General features: G+C 74.2%; 16 protein-coding genes and 3 tRNA genes. 11 read left to right on the forward strand and 8 right to left on the reverse strand.

Annotated features, from left to right (window positions below):
• Positions 1–16 precede the first annotated feature (16 nt).
• The 4 genes from CFP65_RS11410 to CFP65_RS11430 form a co-directional block, all read right to left on the reverse strand.
• Positions 17–1096, reverse strand: a complete 1080-nt coding sequence (locus tag CFP65_RS11410) for a L,D-transpeptidase (RefSeq protein WP_158702138.1) — start codon at positions 1094–1096, stop codon at positions 17–19.
• Between the two features lie 150 nt (positions 1097–1246).
• Positions 1247–2650, reverse strand: coding sequence for a glutamate decarboxylase (locus CFP65_RS11420; RefSeq protein ID WP_104816002.1), 1404 nt, complete (start codon positions 2648–2650; stop codon positions 1247–1249).
• Positions 2651–2769: 119 nt separating this feature from the next.
• Positions 2770–4308, reverse strand: coding sequence for a cell wall metabolism sensor histidine kinase WalK (locus CFP65_RS11425; RefSeq protein WP_254552344.1), 1539 nt, complete (start codon positions 4306–4308; stop codon positions 2770–2772).
• Complete coding sequence (locus tag CFP65_RS11430; protein WP_104816003.1) at positions 4301–4978, reverse strand: response regulator transcription factor; 678 nt, start codon at positions 4976–4978, stop codon at positions 4301–4303. The genes CFP65_RS11425 and CFP65_RS11430 overlap by 8 nt, the downstream gene beginning before the upstream one ends.
• 166 nt (positions 4979–5144) lie before the next feature.
• On the opposite strand from CFP65_RS11430, the gene CFP65_RS11435 reads away from it, so the two are divergent.
• The 3 genes from CFP65_RS11435 (at position 5145) to CFP65_RS11445 (ending at position 8076) form a co-directional block, all read left to right on the forward strand.
• Positions 5145–5813 (forward strand): hypothetical protein, encoded by a 669-nt coding sequence (locus CFP65_RS11435; protein WP_104816004.1) that lies wholly within the window; start codon positions 5145–5147, stop codon positions 5811–5813.
• A gap of 332 nt (positions 5814–6145) precedes the next feature.
• Positions 6146–7297 carry a glycosyltransferase gene (locus CFP65_RS11440; protein ID WP_254552345.1) on the forward strand — a complete coding sequence of 384 codons (1152 nt, stop codon included), beginning with the start codon at positions 6146–6148 and terminating at the stop codon, positions 7295–7297.
• Positions 7294–8076 carry a polysaccharide deacetylase family protein gene (locus CFP65_RS11445; RefSeq protein WP_104816006.1) on the forward strand — a complete coding sequence of 261 codons (783 nt, stop codon included), beginning with the start codon at positions 7294–7296 and terminating at the stop codon, positions 8074–8076. Before CFP65_RS11440 ends, CFP65_RS11445 begins: the two co-directional genes overlap by 4 nt.
• Before the next feature lie 15 nt (positions 8077–8091).
• Here CFP65_RS11445 and CFP65_RS11450 read toward each other — a convergent pair whose 3' ends face one another.
• Positions 8092–9522, reverse strand: coding sequence for an FGGY family carbohydrate kinase (locus CFP65_RS11450; RefSeq protein ID WP_104816007.1), 1431 nt, complete (start codon positions 9520–9522; stop codon positions 8092–8094).
• 189 nt (positions 9523–9711) lie between these two features.
• A complete protein-coding gene (locus CFP65_RS11455; RefSeq protein WP_104816008.1) occupies positions 9712–10005 on the reverse strand; it encodes a hypothetical protein in 294 nt (97 codons plus the stop codon).
• A gap of 279 nt (positions 10006–10284) precedes the next feature.
• Here CFP65_RS11455 and CFP65_RS11460 point away from each other — a divergent pair.
• Positions 10285–10357: transfer RNA gene (locus CFP65_RS11460), tRNA-Asn, on the forward strand.
• A 40-nt stretch (positions 10358–10397) separates the two neighbouring features.
• Positions 10398–10470, forward strand: a tRNA-Asn gene (locus tag CFP65_RS11465).
• A 100-nt stretch (positions 10471–10570) separates the two neighbouring features.
• On the opposite strand, the gene CFP65_RS11470 is transcribed toward CFP65_RS11465, so the two are convergent.
• Positions 10571–11335: a serine protease gene (locus CFP65_RS11470; protein ID WP_104816009.1), complete on the reverse strand. Its 765-nt coding sequence runs from the start codon at positions 11333–11335 to the stop codon at positions 10571–10573.
• 248 nt (positions 11336–11583) lie between these two features.
• Positions 11584–12450: a serine protease gene (locus CFP65_RS11475; protein ID WP_158702139.1), complete on the reverse strand. Its 867-nt coding sequence runs from the start codon at positions 12448–12450 to the stop codon at positions 11584–11586.
• Between the two features lie 355 nt (positions 12451–12805).
• Here CFP65_RS11475 and CFP65_RS11480 point away from each other — a divergent pair.
• The 6 genes from CFP65_RS11480 to CFP65_RS11505 all read left to right on the forward strand — a co-directional run bounded on the left by CFP65_RS11480 (position 12806) and on the right by CFP65_RS11505 (position 19329).
• A tRNA-Ile gene (locus tag CFP65_RS11480) sits at positions 12806–12879 on the forward strand.
• Between the two features lie 415 nt (positions 12880–13294).
• Complete coding sequence (locus tag CFP65_RS11485) at positions 13295–15382, forward strand: alpha-galactosidase (RefSeq protein WP_104816010.1); 2088 nt, start codon at positions 13295–13297, stop codon at positions 15380–15382.
• Between the two features lie 161 nt (positions 15383–15543).
• On the forward strand, positions 15544–16446 hold the full coding sequence (locus CFP65_RS11490; RefSeq protein WP_104816011.1) for an ABC transporter ATP-binding protein: 903 nt from the start codon (positions 15544–15546) through the stop codon (positions 16444–16446).
• 51 nt (positions 16447–16497) lie between these two features.
• Complete coding sequence (locus CFP65_RS11495) at positions 16498–17241, forward strand: ABC transporter permease (protein ID WP_104816012.1); 744 nt, start codon at positions 16498–16500, stop codon at positions 17239–17241.
• Between the two features lie 41 nt (positions 17242–17282).
• Positions 17283–18638 (forward strand): sensor histidine kinase, encoded by a 1356-nt coding sequence (locus CFP65_RS11500; RefSeq protein ID WP_104816013.1) that lies wholly within the window; start codon positions 17283–17285, stop codon positions 18636–18638.
• Positions 18639–18684: 46 nt separating this feature from the next.
• Positions 18685–19329, forward strand: coding sequence for a response regulator transcription factor (locus tag CFP65_RS11505; protein WP_104816014.1), 645 nt, complete (start codon positions 18685–18687; stop codon positions 19327–19329).
• The last annotated feature ends 181 nt before the right edge of the window (positions 19330–19510 follow it).

Genomic DNA, 19510 nt, shown 5'->3' on the forward strand with positions numbered 1-19510 from the left:
TCGGCGTCAGCCGGTGTCAGCCGTTGCGCTCGCCGGTCGCGCTGCCCTGGAGCCACTGGTCCCAGGAGAGGTTCCAGTCGCCGTAACCGTTGCCGAAGTGGTCCATCGGCCGCCCGGAGCCGGTCACCTGGATCACGTCGCCCTTGCTGCTCAGCCCGTAGAGCCACTTCGCGTCCGCCTCGGACATCCCGATGCAGCCGTGGCTCACGTTCTCCTTGCCGAAGGCCTCGGCGTTGTCGGGCGCGGCGTGCACGTACTCGCCGCTGATCGTCTCCCGCATGCTCCAGTCGTACGAGCCGTAGTAGCCGTCGGGGCTGTCGCGGGGGATGCCGATGGTCCGCGAGTCCATGATCACGCGGCCCTCCTTGGCGAGGACGGTCTTGATGCCCTCGCGGGTCTTGAACCTGTCCTCGCCGCCGCTGATCGGGATGGCGCGCAGCGTCTCACCGTTGCGCACCACGGTCATGGTGTGGGCCTTGAGGTCCACCGTGCTGACCATCGACTCGCCGACGGTGAAGGAGAGCGAGCGGTTACGGTCCACGGCCGTGCCGGCGGTCAGCTTGGCCTTGGCCAGGCCGGCCTCCAGGGTCACCTTGGTGCCCTTGGGCCAGTAGGTCTTCGGCCGGTAGTGGACCACGGTGTCGCCCTTGGCCTCGGCCCAGTGCCAGGCGCCGTTGACCTGCGGCGAGGTGGTCACCTTGAGCTGCCCCTCGATGCCGGCCCGCAGCGCCTGGTCCACCTTCTGCCCCTTGAACACCACCGCCAGCGGCTGCCCGACCCCGACCGTCTCGCCGTTGCCGGGCGAGATCTGCGGCGCGACCGACTTGGCCACCGCACCGGTAACCCGCTCCACCGGCGGCGCGGGCGTGGGGGTCGGGGTGGGTGTCGCGGACGGCGTCGGAGTGGGCGTGGGGCTGGGGGTCGGGCTGCCGGTCACCCCGGTCGGCCCGGAGCCGGTCGGCTGGGACTCCGCCGTCCGGGAGTCGGCCGCCTGAGACCGTTCCGGCTTGCCCTCGGCGCCACAGGCTGCGGCGGCCAGGGCGAGCACGGCCGCCGCAGCGGGGGTACGGACGGCGGACAGCCGGGAGAATCGCATGGTTCCTCGTGGGATAGGGGGCTCGGGCGTCGGCCGGCGGCGGACGACCCGCAAAAGCTCCATGCTAGGCAGGCCCGTGCAAGGCCCGTCAGGGCCGAAGGTCCTGTGAGCCCGGCCACCAACCACGACGGAGACCGTCAGTGGGGCCCCTCAGTGGTGGAAGCCTGGGCGCGGCTGCACCCCCAGCTCCTGCAACGGCGCGGGCTGGCGGCCGAGTTCGGGCAGCAGCCGGGCCAGGTCGGCGAGCAGCAGGTCGGCCAGGTCGCGGGAGAAGCCGTTGCGGCAGACGATCCGCAGCACCGAGAGGTCGGTGCGGTCGGCGGGGAAGGTGTAGGCGGGCACCTGCCAGCCGCGCTCGCGCAGCCGCCGGGAGACGTCGAACACGTCGAAGGGCTGCCCCTCGGCCACCGTGAAGGCGAAGACCGGCAGTTGGTCGCCCCGGGTGAGCAGCCGGAAGCAGCCGAACTCCTCGATCGAGGTGGCCAGGTAGCCCGCCACGTCCCGGCAGGCCTGCTGCACCGCGCGGTAGCCGGCCCGGCCGAGCCGGAGGAACGTGTAGTACTGGGCGACCACTTCGGCCCCGGGGCGGGAGAAGTTGAGCGCGAAGGTGGGCATCTCGCCGCCCAGGTAGTTGACCTTGAAGACCAGCTCCTCGGGCAGCGCCTCCTTGTCCCGCCAGAGCGCCCAGCCGACCCCGGGGTAGACCAGGCCGTACTTGTGGCCCGAGGTGTTGATCGAGGCCACCCGGGGCAGTTGGAAGTCCCAGACCAGGCCCGGGTCGAGGAAGGGCGCGACCATCCCGCCGGAGGCCCCGTCCACGTGCACCGGGATGTCCAGGCCGGTGCGCTCCTCGAGGCCGTCCAGCGCGGCGCAGATCTCGGCCACCGGCTCGTAACTGCCGTCGAAGGTGGAGCCGAGCACCCCGACCACCCCGATGGTGTTCTCGTCGCAGAGGGCCGACGCCCGTTCCGCGTCCAGGTGGTAGCGCTCACCCTCCATCGGTGCGAGCCTCGGCTCGACCTCCCAGAAGTTGCAGAACTTCTCCCAGCAGACCTGGACGTTGATGCCCATCACCAGATTGGGCCGGGCCCCGGCCACGTACCGGTCCGCGTTGCGCCGCATCCAGCGGCGCTTGAGCGCCATGCCGGCCAGCATGCAGGCCTCGCTGGAGCCGGTGGTCGAGCAGCCGATCACCTGGGCCTGGTCGGGGGCGTGCCAGAGGTGGCCGAGGATCGCCACGCAGCGGCGCTCCAGCTCGGCGGTCTGCGGGTACTCGTCCTTGTCGATCATGTTCTTGTCGAGGCACTCGGCCATCAGCTTCTCCGCCTGCACCTCCATCGAGGTGGTCACGAAGGTGGCCAGGTTGAGCTTGGCGTTGCCGTCCAGCATCAGCTCGTCGTGGATCAACTGGTAGGCGGTGCCGGGCGGGATCGGCCCGTCGGGCAGCTGGTGCAGCGGCGGCGAGAGCCGCATCGACCCGAGCGGGTCGGCCGCGCCGAGCAGCGGGGGGACGTCGAGTCGGTGGTCGCGCGCGTCGCCGTGGTGCAGTGGCATCCGGTGAGCCCCTTCACGTCTGCCGTACGTGTCCTGGAAGCCCCGACAGCCGCCGGGGCTTCAGACTTCCACGCCGACCGGGCCGGCGGGCCGAGACCCGCCGTCCGCCGCACGGCGGGTCAGGCGAGCGGCAGGCGGGCCACCAGCCGGGCGCCGCGCGGGGCCTCCTCCGCCGTCAGACGGCCGCCCAGGCAGCCGGCCAGTTCGCGGGCGATGGCCAGCCCCAGGCCGGCCCCGCCCTCCTCGCGGCTGCGGGCGTCGTCGAGCCGGGCGAACCGCTCGAAGACCCGCTCGCGGTCGGCCGCGGGGATGCCGGGGCCGTCGTCGGTGACGGTCAGCACGGCCAGGCCGTCGGCCACCCGCAGGTCGAGCCCGACCCGGGTCTCGGCGTACCGCTGGGCGTTGTCCAGCAGGTTGGTCACCAGGCGGCCGAGCCAGAGCGGGTTGGCGAGCACGGTGACCGGCGGGCCCGGTGGGGTGGTGGCCGCCACCGGGTGGGGGTCGCCGCGGCGGGCCTCGGCGAGTTCGCGGACCAGCTCGGTGAGGTCGACGGGGGTGACGGGGGCCGGTTCGGCGGCGTCCAGCCGGGCGAGCAGCAGCAGGTCGGCGGCCAGCGCCTGCAGCCGGGTGGTGTCCTCCAGCGCGCCGGTGACCAGTTCGGTCCACAGGGCCGGGTCCGGGTGGGCCAGGGCCACCTCCAGCTGGGTGCGCAACACCGTGATGGGGCTGCGGAGTTCGTGCGAGGCGTCGGCGATGAACCGGCGCTGCCGGGCGCCGGCGGCCTCCAGCCGGTCGAGGGTGGCGTTCATCGTGGCGGCCAGCCGGGCGATCTCGTCCTGACTGGCCGGCACCGGCACCCGGCGGTGCAGGTCACGGTCGGTGATCTCGGCCACCTCGGCCCGGATCGCCTCCACCGGCCCGAGCGCCCGCCCGGTCACCCGCCAGGTGACCAGGGCCACGGTGAGCAGCAGCAGCGGCACCCCGACGGCCAGCGAGGCCGTGGTGGTGTCGTCCACCGCGTCCGCGTCGCGCAGCGAGGTGCCCGCGAAGACGGTGACCAGCCCCTGCGGGGTCCCGGTGGTGACCTCGACCACCCGCTGGCGGTGCTCGCCGTGCGGCAGCCCGGTGTCCCAGGTGGAGCGCTCGGTGCCGGTGCGCACCGGCCGCTTGGGGCTCAGCGCGGGGCGGCCGGCCAGGTTGGGGCTGGCCGCCAGCACCCGGCCGTCGGCGCCCACCACCTGGTAGAAGTCGGCCCCGTGCGCGGGCGGCGGCAGCGGGTCGAACCGCCCGGCGGCGGCCAGCGCGGCCACCGCGGTGGCCTGCTGCCCGGCGGCGCTCTCGGCGTTCTCCCAGAGGTTGGCGTCCAGCAGCCCGACCAACGCGACCGAGGCCGCCCCGAGCGCCACCGCCACCACGGCCGTCGCCCCGAGGGTGGCCCGCCCGCGCACCGACCTCGGCAGGCACCGCCGCAGCCCCGGCAGCTGCCCGAGCCACGAAGCCACCCGCCCGCACCACGCGGTCACCCGCCCCAGCCGCCGACCGGCCCGGCGGGCGGCCGACCGCAGCCGGTACCCGAGCACCGTCAGCCCGTACGGCACCCCGCGCACCCCGCGCACGGCGCGCCCGAGCGCTCCCGCTCCCGCTCCCGACTCAGCCACCGTCCACCGCCAGCCGGTAGCCGGCGCCGCGGACCGTCTCCACCGCCGCCCGCCCGAACGGCGCGTCGATCTTCCGCCGCACCGCGCTGACGTGCACCTCCACCAGGTTCAGCTCGCCCTCGAAGGCCGAATCCCAGACCTGCTCCAGGATCTCCCGCTTGGGCACCACCTCCCCGGCCCGCCGGGCCAGGTACTCCAGCACCGCGAACTCCCGCGAGGTGAGCCGGGCCTCGACCCCGCCCCGGGTGCAGAGCCGCCGGGCCGGGTCGATCACCAGATCGCCGAACTCCATCGTCTGCGGGGCCCGCCGCCCCGTCCGCCGGACCAGCGCGCGCAGCCGGGCGAGCAGCACCACGTACGAGAACGGCTTGGAGAGGAAGTCGTCCGCCCCGGTGTCCAGCGCCTCGGCCTCGTCGTACTCGCCGTCCTTGGCGGTCAGCATCAGGATGCCCGCCTCCACCCCGGCCGCCCGCAGCCGGGCGCAGACCCGGTAGCCGTTCAGCCCGGGCAGCATGATGTCGAGCACGATCGCGTCGTAGTCCTGCTCGGTGGCCAGCCAGAGCCCCTGCGGGCCGTCGTGGGCCACGTCCACGGTGAAGCCCTCGGCCTCCAACCCCCGCTGCAGGGCGGCGGCCAGCCGCCGTTCGTCCTCGACCACCAGTACGCGCATGGGGACAAGGGTCGCAAACCGAGCGACCGGGCGGCTGAAGAGGTCTTCAGCTCCCTTCAGCGCAGCTTCAGCTTCGCGCCCGCATGCTCTGCTCTCGGCCGGGCGCGGTGCCCGGCCGGTACGAGTCTCGGCCGGGCGCGGTGTCCGGCCGGTACGAGGAGCACAGATGTCCCAGTCCTTCCCGCCTCCCCCACAGCCCGAGGCCCCGTCCTCCGGCGGCGCCGGCCCGCGCAAGCGGCTGGCCCGCCTGGTGCCCCGGCGGCGCGGCGCCCGCTGGGCGGCGCTGGCCGCCGCCGTGGTGATCGTCGGCGGCGGCGTCGCAGCGGTCGCCGTCGCCGAGCACCACCACCGCGCCGAGCAGGGCGGCGCCTTCGCCGCCGGCCACGGCAAGCGCACCGCCGCCGCCTGCGGCGCCGGTCGGCAGCACCAGGGCGGCCACGGCGAGCACGGCCGGGCCGACCAGGGCGCCGAGCACGGCAAGCGCGGCGAGCGCCTCGGCATGAACGGCGCCGCGGCCTGCGCCCCGGGCCACCGCCCGGCCGGCACCGCCAAGCCCGCCCCCGGCACCGGCAGCGCCGGTCAGCTCGCCCCCGCACCGCTGCCCGCCCTCCCCGCCGACCAGGCCGCCGCCAAGGCCGCGGCCGCCGTGCCCGGCGGCAAGGTGGAGAGCCTGTCGGCCGTCGGCCAGCAGGGCGGCGGCAGCGCCTGGCTGGCCGTGGTGCTCGGGCCGGACGGCGTCCGGCACCGGGTGACCCTGGCCGGCGCCGACGGCACCCCGACGAGCAACATCGTCACCGAGCAGACGCCTGCCGGTGGCCCGGCTGTCACCCACTAGGCGGACCCTGTACCGGGCCGGCTCCGAGGGGATCTCGGAGCCGGTCCCACACCGGCCTCGATGGCCTCATCTTCCGCGCCCCGCACCATAGTTCGGACTCGTACCACCACGCACCTCACCGCACCGCGCACAGCCGTTCCCGCGTACCACCGATCTCGGCGTTCGGGGGCCGAGAGTCCATGGCCAGGCCCTTCCGCCGCGCTGAAGCCCCGAGAAGGAGCCTGATGCCATCACGACGGACTCGGATCACCCTGGTGTCGGCCAGCGTGGGAGCCGGACACGACGGGGCCGCCCGGGAACTCGCCAGGCGCCTCGGCGAGTTGGGGTACGCAGTGGACAGTCACGATTTCCTCGATCTGCTCCCGCCCGGCATCGGCCGACTGCTGCGCGGCAGTTACGCCTTCGAGCTGAAGGTCGCGCCCTGGGCCTGGGGCGGGCTGCTCCGTGCGCTGGAGCGGCACCGCTCGTTCGGCGGGCTGGTCGGCCGCCTGTTCGCCCGCGCGGCGGCCCGCCGCACCCGGGCCGTGATCGGCCCCGACACCGCCGCCGTGGTCTCCACCTACCCGCTGGCCAGCCAGGCGCTCGGCGGGCTCCGCGCCGAGGGCGCGATCGGCGTGCCGGTGGTCACCTTCCTCACCGACATGTCGGTGCACCCGCTCTGGATCGGCGCCGGGGTCGACCTGCACCTCGCCCTGCACCCGGTGGCCGCCGCCCAGGCCCGGCGGCACGGCGCGGCGGCCGTCGAGGTCTGCGGCCCACTGGTCGGCCCGGCCTTCCGGCCGGCCCGCTCGGCCGAGGAGCGGCAGGCCGAGCGGATCCGCTTCGGCCTCCCGCCGGACCGCCCGGTGGCCCTGGTGGTGGCCGGCTCCTGGGGCGTCGGCGAGGTGGAGCAGACCGCCCGCGAGATAGCCGCCTCCGGCCTGGCCGTCCCGGTCACCCTCTGCGGCCGCAACTCCGCCCTCCTGGCCCGCCTGCTGCGCGGCGCCACCGGCATCCCGCTCGGCTGGGTCGAGGACATGCCCGCCCTGCTGCGCAGCGCCGACCTGGTGGTGCAGAACGCGGGCGGCCTCACCTCCCTCGAAGCCCTAGCCAGCGGCGTCCCCGTGCTCAGCTACCGCTGCCTCCCCGGCCACGGCATCACCAACGCCGCCGCCCTCCACGAGGCCGGCCTGGCCACCTGGGTCCCCACCCCGGCCGCGCTCCCCCAGGCCCTCCGCGCCGCCCTGGCCGCCGGCAACGCCACGGCCACCCTCGCCGTCGGCAGCACCGGCCCGAGCAGCGACCGAGCCACCAGCCAGGGCCCGAGCACCGCGCCCACGGCCGCGTCCCTGCCCACGGCCGCCCCGAGCCCCATCGGTGCCCCCGCCCCGACCGCAGGCGACTGGCCGCCGGCCATCACCGCCGACCGGCACCTCGCCCGCCTCGTCGGGCCCGCCCGTTCCTCCGCCACCCAGCTCGGCCGAGCCCTCAAGGAGGCCGCGTGACCACCACGCTCCCGTCCACCAGGCCCCAGCCCCAAGCCCGCACCCTCGCCCGGGCCGCCGCGCGGCCCCGGGCACTCGTACTCGCCACCGGCGGGCTGGCCGCCGGGCTGGCGGTGGCGCACAGCCTGCCCGCGCTCACCTCGATCGGGCCGCTGCGCCCGCACCTGGCACCGGGCCTGAGCGGGGCCGGCCGCCGCGACCACGTGGCGCTCACCTTCGACGACGGGCCCGACCCCCGCTCGACCCCGCTCTTCCTCGAGGAGCTGGAGCGGGCCGGCGTCCGGGCCACCTTCTTCCTGCTCGGCCGGATGCTGCTCCGCGCCCCGGGCCTCGGCCGCGAGCTGGTGGCGGCCGGTCACGAGGTGGCCGTGCACGGCCTGCGGCACCGCCCGCTGCTGATCCGCTCGCCGCGCGCGACCCTCGACGACATTGCCCGCGCCCGCGACCTGGTCGCCGACCTGACGGGCCAGCAGCCCCGCTGGTACCGCCCGCCCTACGGGGTGCTCAACCTCACGGCCCTGGCCGCCGCCCGCCACCTCGGCCTCGCCCCGGTGCTCTGGACGCACTGGGGCCGCGACTGGACGGCCAAGGCCACCCCGGAGTCGGTGCTGCGCACGATCACCCGCACGCCGTTGAGCGGCGGCACCCTGCTGCTGCACGACTCCGACTGCACCTCGGCCCCGGGTGCCTGGCGCTCGACCCTGGGCGCCCTGCCCGGCGTCCTCGACGCCTGCGCGGCCCAGGGCCTACGCGTCGGCCCGCTGCGCGAGCACCTCTGACGCGCCGCTCCGGGGTCAGGCGGTCTCCGGGTGTGTCTGCACCCGGATCGTCGCGTACTGCTGCCGGACGGCCTTGCCGACCGCCGCCGAGTGGTACTGGTCGGGCTCCACCGTGACGGCCTCCTGGAGCTCCCAGTGCGGCGGCTCGACGGTGCCGGCCAGCGCCCAGGCGGCCTGCCGGGCGGCGCCGCGGGCCGCGTAGTCGCCGGCGGGCGGTATCACCACGGGCAGGTCGAAGAGCAGCGGCGCGATCTCCCGGACGGCGGCCAGCCGGCCGACCGCGCCGAGTAGGAAGACCCTCCGCAGCGGCACGCCCTGGGCCCGCAGCACGTCCAGCGCCTCGGCGATGTTGCAGAGCATGCCCTCCACCGCGGCCCGGGCCAGGTGCTGGGGCGCCATCGACTCGGCCCGCAGACCGGTCAAGGTGCCTGCGGCGCTGGGGAGTTTGGGGGTGCGCTCGCCGTCCAGGTAGGGCAGCAGCACCATCCCGTACGAGCCTGGGGTGGACTGCAGGGCCAGCTCACTGAGCCCGGCCAGGTCGGTGCCGAGGATGCCGGCCATCGAGCGCAGCACCTGGGCGGCGTTGAGGGTGCCGACCATCGGCAGGTGGTGGCCGGTGGCGTCGGCGAAGGAGGAGACGGCGCCGGTCGGGTCGACCACGGGCTGGTCGTGCACCGCGAAGACGGTGCCGTTGCCGCCCAGCGAGACCACGGCGTCGCCGGGGGTGAGGCCGAGGCCGAGCGCGGCGGCCATGTTGTCGCCCGTCCCGGCGGAGATCAGCAGGCCCTCGGGGGTGTGCCCGGCGGGCTCGTTGGGGGCCAGCACGTCCGGCACCCGGAGCTGGTGGCCGAGCGCGAGCTCGATCAGGTCCTGCCGGTACTCGCCGGTGACCGGCGACCAGTAGCCGGTGCCGGAGGCGTCGCCCCGGTCGGTGGTGCGGCGCTTGGGGTGGCCGAGCAGCTGCCAGACCAGCCAGTCGTGCGGCAGCAGCACCTCGGCGATCCGCTTGGCCGAGACCGGCTCGTGGTCGGCCAGCCAGCGCAGCTTGGCGATGGTGTACGTCGGCGCGGGCACCGAGCCGATCGCCCGCACCCACGGCTCGGGGCCGCCGAGCGCGTCGATCAGGGCGGCGGCCGAACCGGCCGAGCGCGGGTCGTTCCAGAGCAGCGCCGGGCGCACCAGCACCCCGCCCGCGTCCAGCCCGATCAGGCCGTGCTGCTGGGCGGAGACGCCGATCGCGCGGACGCTCTCCAACAGCCCGCCGGTGGCCGCCTCGCCGAGCGAGTGCAGCCAGTTCTGCGGATCGGTCTCGGTGGCTCTGGCGTCCGGGCCCTCCTGCACCGGGTGCGGAGCACGGCCGTCGCGCAGCACGGCGCCGGTGTCGGCGTCGCACGCGACGATCCTGGTGCGAGTGGTCGAGCTGTCGATGCCCGCGACGATGGCCATGCCGAGATCATGCCTCAGCACGGGGCCCGGATGTCGGCGGGTCGGGCAAGTGTTGCCCACTCGGTACCGGCGGGTAGCTCCCGCCGGTACCGAGCCGACCCGACCCGTCGCGGTCAGTGCCGGACGGCACGCCCGCGGCCCGGGCCGGGCCGGGCACCCTCGTGCCGCCCGGGCCGGGCACCCTCGCGGTCAGGGCCGGACGGTGCCCCAGCTGTCGTCCTCGGCGTGCTGGCGGTTGAACAGTGCGACCCGGTCGGTGACCGCGTTCGGCAGCCGGTCACCGACCTTGTCGGCCACCGCTCCGGCGGCCTTGCCGGCCACCGCACCCACCTGGTGCCTGGCCTTGCCGGCCGCGTCCTGCACCCGGGGGTCCTGGGCGATCTGCCGGGCCGTCTTGGAGATCTGCTCGTACCGCTGCCGCCCCGCCCGGGCGCCCAGCACGTAGCCGATCCCGACTCCGACGACCAAGCTCAGCTTCCACATGCTCGGCTTCCACCCTTCCTTGCGGACTCTGCCGCATTGCCCTACCCGTCCGTCCCGGCGGCGAACCACCGGGCCGCTGGCGGGTCCGGGCCACGCGCTCCCCCCGCCGTCCCCCAGCATCCCCGCCAGGCCCGCCGCCCGCCCACCGGGCGCGCCGAGCGGGGGTCGAGCAGGTCAGCCGGGAAAGCGATTGGCGGAGCACCCCCCTGAGTGCGCTAATGTATGTCCCGCAGCGAGCGCCGCAGGGCCGGGTGACCGACCCCCACAGCACCAGCTCAATCCCCCATAGCTCAATTGGCAGAGCAGCCGACTGTTAATCGGCAGGTTATTGGTTCGAGTCCAATTGGGGGAGCTCGGAAGGTCCACGTGGCCTTCCGGTGCTGCGCGTTCGATCCCCCATAGCTCAATTGGCAGAGCAGCCGACTGTTAATCGGCAGGTTATTGGTTCGAGTCCAATTGGGGGAGCTTCACCCTGTGAGGGGTGAGTTGCGCAGAGCGAAGGCCCTCCGGTCACCGGAGGGCCTTCGTGTTTCCCGGGCCTCCCCGGGCCCCTCGGGCCGGGGCCTCAGGCGCCGGTGGCCTGGCGGTAGAGCTCGGCCACCCGGCGGTCGAAGGTGATGCTGTACGAGGTCTGGTCGGTCGCCCCGCCCTGCTCGTAACCGCCGATCACGCCGACCACCTGGCCGGACTTGGTCAGCCAGGGGCTGCCGCTGGTGCCGTCGGTGTAGCCGTGGCAGTCGAACCGCTCCTGGGTGTCGCTGAACCGGCTGGTCCGGACGGAGCAGGTGATCGGGGTCTCGCTGGTGCTCGGATAGCCGGTGACGGAGACCCGCAGACCGAAGCCCTGGTCGGTGGCCAGCTCGTTGCCCCCGAGCACGTCCTGGATCTGCCGGCCGTTCCGGGCGTCCACGGTGATGAAGGCCACGTCGTACTCCGGGTCCTCGGAGGCCGTCCAGTGCGGGTCCACGAAACTCCCGGTGGCCGTCCAACTCCCGTACGGCGCCTGACCGTTGCGGTAGCCCGGCACGAAGACCAGGTCGTCGAGCCGACCGTTGACCGAGGTGTAGACGCAGTGCGCGGCGGTCACCAGAAGGTTGTGCCGGGGGCTGTCCACCACGCTGGCCGTGCAGCCGCGCTCACCACCCAGCTCGCCGAGGAAGAGGGTGCCGATCCGGTCGTCCGCCCCGCCCGCCTCGGCCGGCCGGGAGGTGGGCATGCCGTCCGGCCCGGCAGTGCCCGCGCCGGAGCAGCCGGCGAGCAGCGCCAGGGCGGCGGCCGTGGCCGCGCCGAGGCGGGCGGCCCGGCGGCCGAGGGACCGTACGCACGCCATCCGCCGCTCCTCCCTCCTGCCGCGCCGCCGGTCGACGCGTGCGGAGGCAAGGTCTACCAGCCGGGCCGCCCCGGGCGCCAGCCTCGGGCGCCCACCGGCCCGGAAGCCACCCCGCAGGTGCCCACCGGGGCGCCCGCCCGGCCCAACCCCGCAGGTGAGAGCCGGTCAGCCGCCGGCCAGGCAGACGGCTCCAGGCGATCCGCGGCTTCAACGCCGACCCGGCGCGCGGCGTCAGCCGATCCGCAGCTTCAGCCGGTGGCCCGGTCGTAGAGCTGCTGCACCTCGTCGCCGAAGTAGCTGCTGTACGAGGTGTCGGGGCTGTCCCCGCCCTCCTGGTAGCCGCCGATCACGCCCACCACCGTGCCGGTGTGGGTGTTCGGGTCGAGGTCGGTGATCCAGGGGCTGCCGCTGGTGCCGCCGGTGTAGTCGGGGCAGTCGATCCGCAGCTGGGTCGGGCTCTGCTCGGTGGTGTTGTTGACGCAGGTGATCGGCACGTCGCCGCTGCTCGGGTAGCCGGTCACCCGGACCGGCAGCCGGTAGCCCTTGTTGACACCCAGGGCGTTGGCCCCGAGCACCTGCTGCACCTGCTTGCCGCCCTGGGCCTGCACCACCGCGAAGGCCACGTCCAGGTCCGGGTTGCCCTGCTCCGACCAGCTCGGGTCCACCGTGATCGAGACCAGCGGCCAGACCCCGTTCGGGGTGTCGCCGTTGCGGTATCCGGGGATGAAGACGAGATCGCTGCGCTGGCCCGCGATCGGGTCGTAGACGCAGTGCGCGGCCGTGATGATCAGGTTGAGCCCGGCGCTGTCCACCACGCTCGCGGTGCAGAAGTGGTCGCCGTCGGCGTTGTGCGTGAAGACGGCCCCGACCAGGCCGTTGGTCGGGGTGGCCTTGGCCGTCCTGGTCGTGCCCGCGTGCTTGGCGATCGCGCTCAGGATCCGATCCCGGGACCACCCGTGCGCGTCCCCCGAGGCGCTCGCCCCGGATTTGCTCGCCACCGGCGCCGCGCTGGGCGGGCCCCCGGCCGCCCCCGAGCCGCACCCGGCCGCCCCGAGGGCCAGCACCCCGGCCAGCAGCCCGCTCGTCCAGCCCCGCACCACCGCTCGGCCCGCCATCCGCGCCACCGCCTCCGTCTCTCCGGCCCAAGCCGACGCCCCCAAGCCTCACCCGCCCGGGACGGCCCCGCACATCGACACCCCGGAGGCTCTTCGAGTGACCGGAACACCCGCCAAGGGATTATGAGTCCCTTGGCCCGCTCTCCGGCCGACCGCGCCGACGGCCCGGCGGGGTGGCGGCCCGGCGGCTCGACCCGAGGCCCGGCCGACCGCACCGGCCGACCGTCGGCGGCCTCACGCCCCCCGGATGCGCCCCCGGCGCGCACCACGGCTGATCGACCGGCTATGCTGCCGGGGACGGCCCTGAGGGGCCGTCTGCTGCTGCATCGGCTCGCGCCGCGCTGCACGGCGAACCGGGGCGGTAGCTCAGCCGGTTAGAGCAGGGGACTCATAATCCCTTGGTCGTGGGTTCGAGTCCCACCCGCCCCACCTCATGCCCGACGGGCCGTCAGCCGCCCGAGCCGTGCGCTCGCCCTGCCGCCCCCTCGGGGGCGCCGCTCTTGCCGGGAACACCTCACACTCCCTGGCGCAGATTCTAGAGCAGCCGAGCCTCCGGACCCCCTCCGCCGCCCCGGATTTCACCCCTTCGGGGCCCCCTGCGCGCGCTCCGGCCATCGGTGGCTCGATTTCAACACAATCCGCCAACAGCCAACAGAAGTCCCCGCACAAGCCTGTTGGTTATGTGACATGTGCCATTACACTCACCCATCAGCGCCTCCGGTCGAACCCCCACTCGGCCAGCTGACCTGTGCTCTCTTTCCCCGGATTCTCCCGGCTCCTCCACCTGTGCGTTCCTGTTCGACCCCGGCGCTCCCCCACTCGTACGCGTCCCCGGAGTCACTCCATGCGCGCTTCACGCGGCAGAGCCGCCCGCCTGCCCAGCATCCTGCTGGCCCTCTCGATGGCCCTCCCCGGCCTCGGCGCCCTCTCCCTCACCGCGGCCTCCCCGGCGGCCGCCCTCGGCAACGGCACCGCCCTCACCCCGCCGATGGGGTGGAACTCCTGGAACGCCCTGGGCACCCAGGTCAACCAGCAGCAGGTCGTGCAGACCATCGACTTCATGTCGGCCAACGGCCTGGTCGCCGCCGGCTACGACACCGTCACCATCGACGACGGCTGGTCGATGCTCTACCGCACCGACCAGAGCAGCTGGTTCAAGCGCACCGCCGACGGCGCGATGCAGCTCTACGACAACAGCGGCAACCCGGTCAGCGGCACCGACGGCACCGGCAACGACCCGACCTCGGGCCACCTCCAGCCGGACCCGCGCACCTTCCCCGGCCAGACCGTCAACGGGCAGACGCTGAACGGGATCCAGTACCTCTCCTGGTACGCGCACAGCAAGGGCATGAAGCTCGGCCTCTACGCCACCGACACCTACGAGACCTGCCAGATGCACCCCGGCAGCCTCGGCCACGAAGCCACCGACGCCACGGACTTCGTCTCCTGGGGCGTCGACTACGTGAAGTACGACGACTGTCCGTACGGCCCGCAGATCATCGGCCCGGACGGCCACAACTACTACACCCAGGGCGTGGGCAAGGAGCTCACCAAGTCGATCTACGCCCGCACCCAGGCCTTCCAGCGGGCGCTGGACGCGGCCTCCGCCGCCCAGGGCCGCCCGAAGGTCACCCTCAGCGTCTCGGCCCAGCCGGTGCACAGCGGCGTGCCGTACCTGCTGGAGGCGAACGACCCGGCCCGGACCGACCCGGTGATCCAGGCCGCGGGCACCCCCGCCTTCCAGTCGCCCGGCTACGCGCCGACCGGCGTCTGGTGCGGCCAGGTGGCCAACCTCTGCCGGATCGGCGGCGACCGCGACAGCGAGCTGGACGGCGTGCTGTACAACGGCCAGCTGCAGACGGCGCTCCGGTACCCGGGCAACGTGCACCCGGGCAGCTGGAACGACATGGACATGATGTTCACCGGCTGGAAGTACGCCTACGGCCTGTACGGCGTGACCGACAACTGCACCTGCCACAAGCCCTTCACCGACGACGAGTCGCGCAGCGAGCTGTCGATCCTCTCGATGATGGCCGCCCCGCTGATCTCCGGCGCCGACCTGCGCACCGCCGCCCAGACCCAGGTGAGCCAGAACGGCTACAGCTGGTCCACCGGCATCGACGCCGACAGCCTCTCCTTCCTGAAGAACCGCGACATGATCGCGATCGACCAGGACGCGCTGGCCAAGCCCGCCACCCTGGTCGGCGCCGCCCCGCGCAGCTCCACCGCGCCGGTGGTGCTGCGCCGCCCGCTCGCGGGCGGCGACACCGCCGTGCTGCTGGTCAACCAGGACCCGAACAACTGGCAGACCGTCACCACCACGCTGGCCGCGGCCGGCCTGACCGGCCCGGGCTACTCGTACAAGGAGACCTGGACCGGCGCCACCGGCACCACCACCGGCACCATCGGCGGCGGCTGGGTCGCCCCGCACGGCGTCGCGCTCTACCGCCTGACCCCGCTGGCCACCACCGTCCCGGCCACCGTGATCAACGACGGCAGGTACCACGGCCTGGCCGCGGGCGGCACCGCCGGCCTGGCCCTGGAGGCCTCCGGCACCTGCTCCGCCGCGGTCGGCCAGAACGCCGACGTCAACACCTGGTGGTCGGACCACACCTCCGAGCAGTGGACCTTCACCACCAACCCGGACGGCACCGTCCGGATCAGCGACAACTGCAACACCGGCACCCAGCAGCACACCGTGCTCGCCGCCGGCACCCAGCCCGGCAACAGCGCCTACCTGCTCAACTACTCGCCCGGCAACCCCTGGCAGGAGTGGAAGGTGGTGCAGAACAGCACCACCGGCGCGCTCACCATCACCAACGTGGCCACCGGCCTGGTGCTCGACGCCAACGGCACCGCCACCGGCACCACCGTGGTGACCAACAACGCCAACCCGGCCGCGCCCGGCCAGTCCTGGACGCTGCTCTCCTAGCACCGGCGGCCCACGAGGGGGGATCAACCGATCGGTTGATCCCCCCTCCACCGTTGCCGCCACCAGGTGGAGCCCACCGGTCGATGCCCGCACCCCGGCCCGCGCGGGAATCTTGAGGCAGCGGAGGGGAACGGCCCCACCGGGCGGGGAGCGAGGACGAGATGGCGGTCATCGAGGTGACGGGGTTGCGCAAGGCCTACGGGCGGCGCACCGTGCTCGACGGGGTGGAGTTCGACGTCGAGGAGGGCGAGATCTTCGGCCTGCTCGGCCCGAACGGCGCCGGCAAGACCACCACGGTGGAGTGCTGCGAGGGCCTGCGCCGCCCGGACGCCGGCACCGTCCGGGTGCTCGGCCTCGACCCCGTCCGGGACGCCCGGCAGCTGCGCCCGCTGGTCGGCGTCCAGCTCCAGCAGGCCCAACTCCAGGACAACCTGCGGCTGGTGGAGGCGCTGGAGCTCTACGCCTCCTTCTACCCCCGCCCCCGCCCGATCGGCGAGCTGCTGGAGCAGTGGGGCATCGCCGACCACGCGCAGACCAAGTTCGGCAAGCTCTCCGGCGGCCAGCGCCAGCGGCTCTTCATCGCGCTGGCCCTGATCGGCCGCCCCGAGGTGGTCTTCCTGGACGAGCTGACCACCGGCCTCGACCCGCAAGGGCGCCGCGACACCTGGGAGTTGGTCCGCCAGGTGCGCGAGGAGGGGGTCACCGTGGTGCTGGTCTCGCACTTCATGGACGAGGTCGAGGCGCTCTGCGACCGGGCCGCCGTGCTGGACGGGGGCCGGATCACCGCCCTCGGCACCCCGGGCGAGCTGGTCGCCCGCTCGGGCGTCGGCAGCGAGCTCAGCTTCCGCACCCACGAGGCGCTCAGCGCCGCCGAACTCCGCCTGCTGCCCGGCGTCTTGGCCGTCACCGAGCAGGACGGACGCACCGTGATCACCGGCACCGGCACCTTCGCCGACGAGGTCACCGGCCTGCTGGCCCGCCGGGGCGTGGTCGTCACCGGCCTGCGCGTCCACGAGCACACCCTGGACGACGCCTACCTGGCCCTGACCAACCGCCGGCGCTGACCGGCCCACCAGCGCCGGCCACCCTCTCCTTCCAGTCTCCCGGAGCCCGCCATGACCACCACCGCCCTGCGCCGCCTCGCCCTGACCGAGACCAAGCTCTTCCTCCGCGACCCCGTCGGCGCCTTCTTCAGCCTGGCCTTCCCGGTCGTCCTGATGGGCATCCTCGGCGCCATCCCGGCCATGCGCCGGCACACCGCCGAGCTGCACGGACACAGCGTGCTCGACCTCTACGCACCGATCCTCGCCGTCTTCGCCCTGCTCACCCTGGCCATGAACGGCCTGCCCCCGCTGCTGGCCGGCTACCGCGAGAAGGGCGTGCTGCGGCGGCTCTCGGTCAGCCCGGTCCGGCCCGCGCTGCTGCTGGGCGCGCTGCTCCCGCTCTACCTAGGCGTCGCGGTGGTCTCGCTGATCCTGGTCACCATCGTCGGCCAGATCTGCGGGGTCTCACTGCCGCAGGCGATCCCCTCCTTCCTGCTCGCCTTCCTGCTCTCCGCAGCCGCCCTGTTCGGCCTGGGCCTGCTGGTCGCCGCCGTGGTGCCCACCGGCAAGGCCGGCAACGCGATCGGCGCCACCCTCTTCTTCCCGCTGATGTTCTTCTCCGGCATCTGGATCCCCCGCGACTCGGGCCCCGGGTGGCTGCGCCGGATCGGCGACTTCACCCCGAGCGGCGCCGCCGTCCAGTCGCTCCAGGACGCCTGGCAGGGCCACTTCCCGCACGGAGTGGATCTCCTCACACTGGGGGTGTTCGCCCTCGTCACCGCAGGTGCGGCTGCCAAGCTGTTCCGGTGGGAGTGACCGAAGTGCCCCGAGGGGTCGATGTGACGGGTGAGGCCGAAATGATCAGCGTCCCCGCCGAGACCGGTTTGCCTGCCGAGACCAGTGTGCCTGTAGAGACCGGCGTCCCCGCCGAAACCGGCGCCGGCACCGAGACCCAGCGGCTCGACAGCTGGCAAGGCCGACTGGACCGGGCCCTCGGCCCGGTCGGGTACGCCTGCTGGGCGGTGGCCACCATCCTCGCCACCGCCCTCCCCTCCCCCCACGCCCGGCCGTTGACCACCACACTCCCGGTGGCCGCGGCCGCGCTGGCGTTCCTGCTGGCCCGCACCGCCCTGGACCGCTTCCCGGCCGCCGCCGGCCGCACCCGGTACAGCCTGCCGCTCTTCCTCGGCCTGCTGACCACCACCCTCCTACTGGTGCTCTGCGACCCCTGGTTCGGCTTCTTCAGCTTCGCCGGCTACGTGCACGCCGCGCGCTACCTGCACGGACCGGCCCGGCTGCTCGGGGTGGCCCCCGCCATCCCCGCCTCCATCTCGCAGACCGGCAGCCGGATCCCGAGCAGCGGCCCGCAGCTCGGCGGCTTCCTCGCCGTCCTCACCCTCAACCTCACCGTGATCGGCGTGATCAGCGCCCTCGCCAGCGTCAACGCCCGCCTCAGCCTGCGCCGCCAGCAGGCCAACGCCGAACTCACCGAGGCCAACCGCCGGTTGACCGAGACCCTGGCCGAGAACGCCGGCCTGCACGCCCAACTCGTCGCCCAGGCCCGGGAGGCCGGCATCATCGACGAACGGCAGCGGCTGGCCCGGGAGTTGCACGACACCGTGGCCCAGGGCCTGGCCGGGATCGTCACCCAGCTCCAGGCCGCCGACCAGGCCCGCGAACAGGGCTCCCCCGCCGAACAGTGGCAGCGCCACCTCGACAACGCCGCCCAGCTGGCCCGGCAGAGCCTCACCCAGGCCCGCCGGGCCGTCCACGCGCTGCGCCCGGAGGAGCTCGACCGGGCCGACCTGGTCCAGGCCCTCGCCGAACTCACCGAACGCTGGGGCGAGTTGCACCAGATCAGGGCCGGCTTCACGGTCACCGGCGAGGCCCGCCCGCTGCACCCCGAGGTCGAGGTCACCCTGCTGCGCACCGCCCAGGAGTCGCTGGCCAACGTGGCCAAGCACGCCGAGGCCGGCCGGGTCGGCCTGACCCTCTCGTACATGCCCGAGCTGGTCACCCTGGACATCCGCGACGACGGGGTCGGCTTCGACCCTCGCCGCGAGCCCGCCTCCCGCGCCACCGGCGGCGGCTACGGTCTGGGGGTGATGCGCACCCGGGCCCAGCTGTTGGCCGGCCGCCTGGAGATCGAGACCGAACCGAACGGCGGCACCACCGTCTCGGTCGCGCTGCCCGCCCTCGCGCGGGCCGAATGACCCCGCCGACCGGCACGGGGACCAACCAGCACGGGGAGAGACCGAGTTGACCATCAGAGTACTGATCGTGGACGACCACCCGATCGTCCGGGACGGGCTGCGCGGGATGTTCTCCGCCGCCCCCGGCTTCGAGGTGGTCGGCGAGGCGGGGGACGGCGCCGAGGGGCTGGTGCTGGCCGAGTCGCTGCGGCCGGACGTGGTGCTGATGGACCTGCGGATGCCCCGGATGGACGGCGTCTCCACCATCAAGGCGATCACCGAGCGCGGGCTGCCCTGCCGCGTCCTGGTGCTCACCACCTACGACACCGACAGCGACGTGCTGCCCGCCGTCCGGGCCGGGGCCACCGGCTACCTGCTCAAGGACGCCGGCCGCGAGGAGCTCTTCCACGCCGTCCGCTCGGCCGCCGCCGGCGCCTCGGTGATCGCCCCCACGGTGGCCGCCAAGCTGCTCGGCCAGGTCCGCGCCCCCGCCGAGGAGTCGCTCAGCCCCCGCGAGCTGGAGGTGCTCGTCCTGGTCGCCGGCGGCCACACCAACCGGGAGGCCGCCGCCGAGCTCTTCATCAGCGAGGCCACCGTGAAGACCCATCTGCTGCACATCTACGGCAAGTTGGGCGTCAAGGACCGCGCCTCGGCGGTGGCCGCCGGCTACGAACAGGGCCTGCTCGTCCCGGGCGGTGACCGCCGCCCCTGAGGCTACGCTCCGTCACCTTCCGCTCCGACGGCCCGGCCGCCCCCAGCACCCCCGCGACACGCCCGGCCGGGCCCGCCGACCACCCCAACGGCCGAAGCCGCACCGCCCACCGAGGTACCCGGCCGTCACCTGACGGCCCTTCGACTCCGGCCCACCGCCCGTCCTCCGGAAGGACCCCGAC

Origin of the sequence: Kitasatospora sp. MMS16-BH015 (genome assembly GCF_002943525.1) — a bacterium.
GTDB lineage: Bacteria > Actinomycetota > Actinomycetes > Streptomycetales > Streptomycetaceae > Kitasatospora.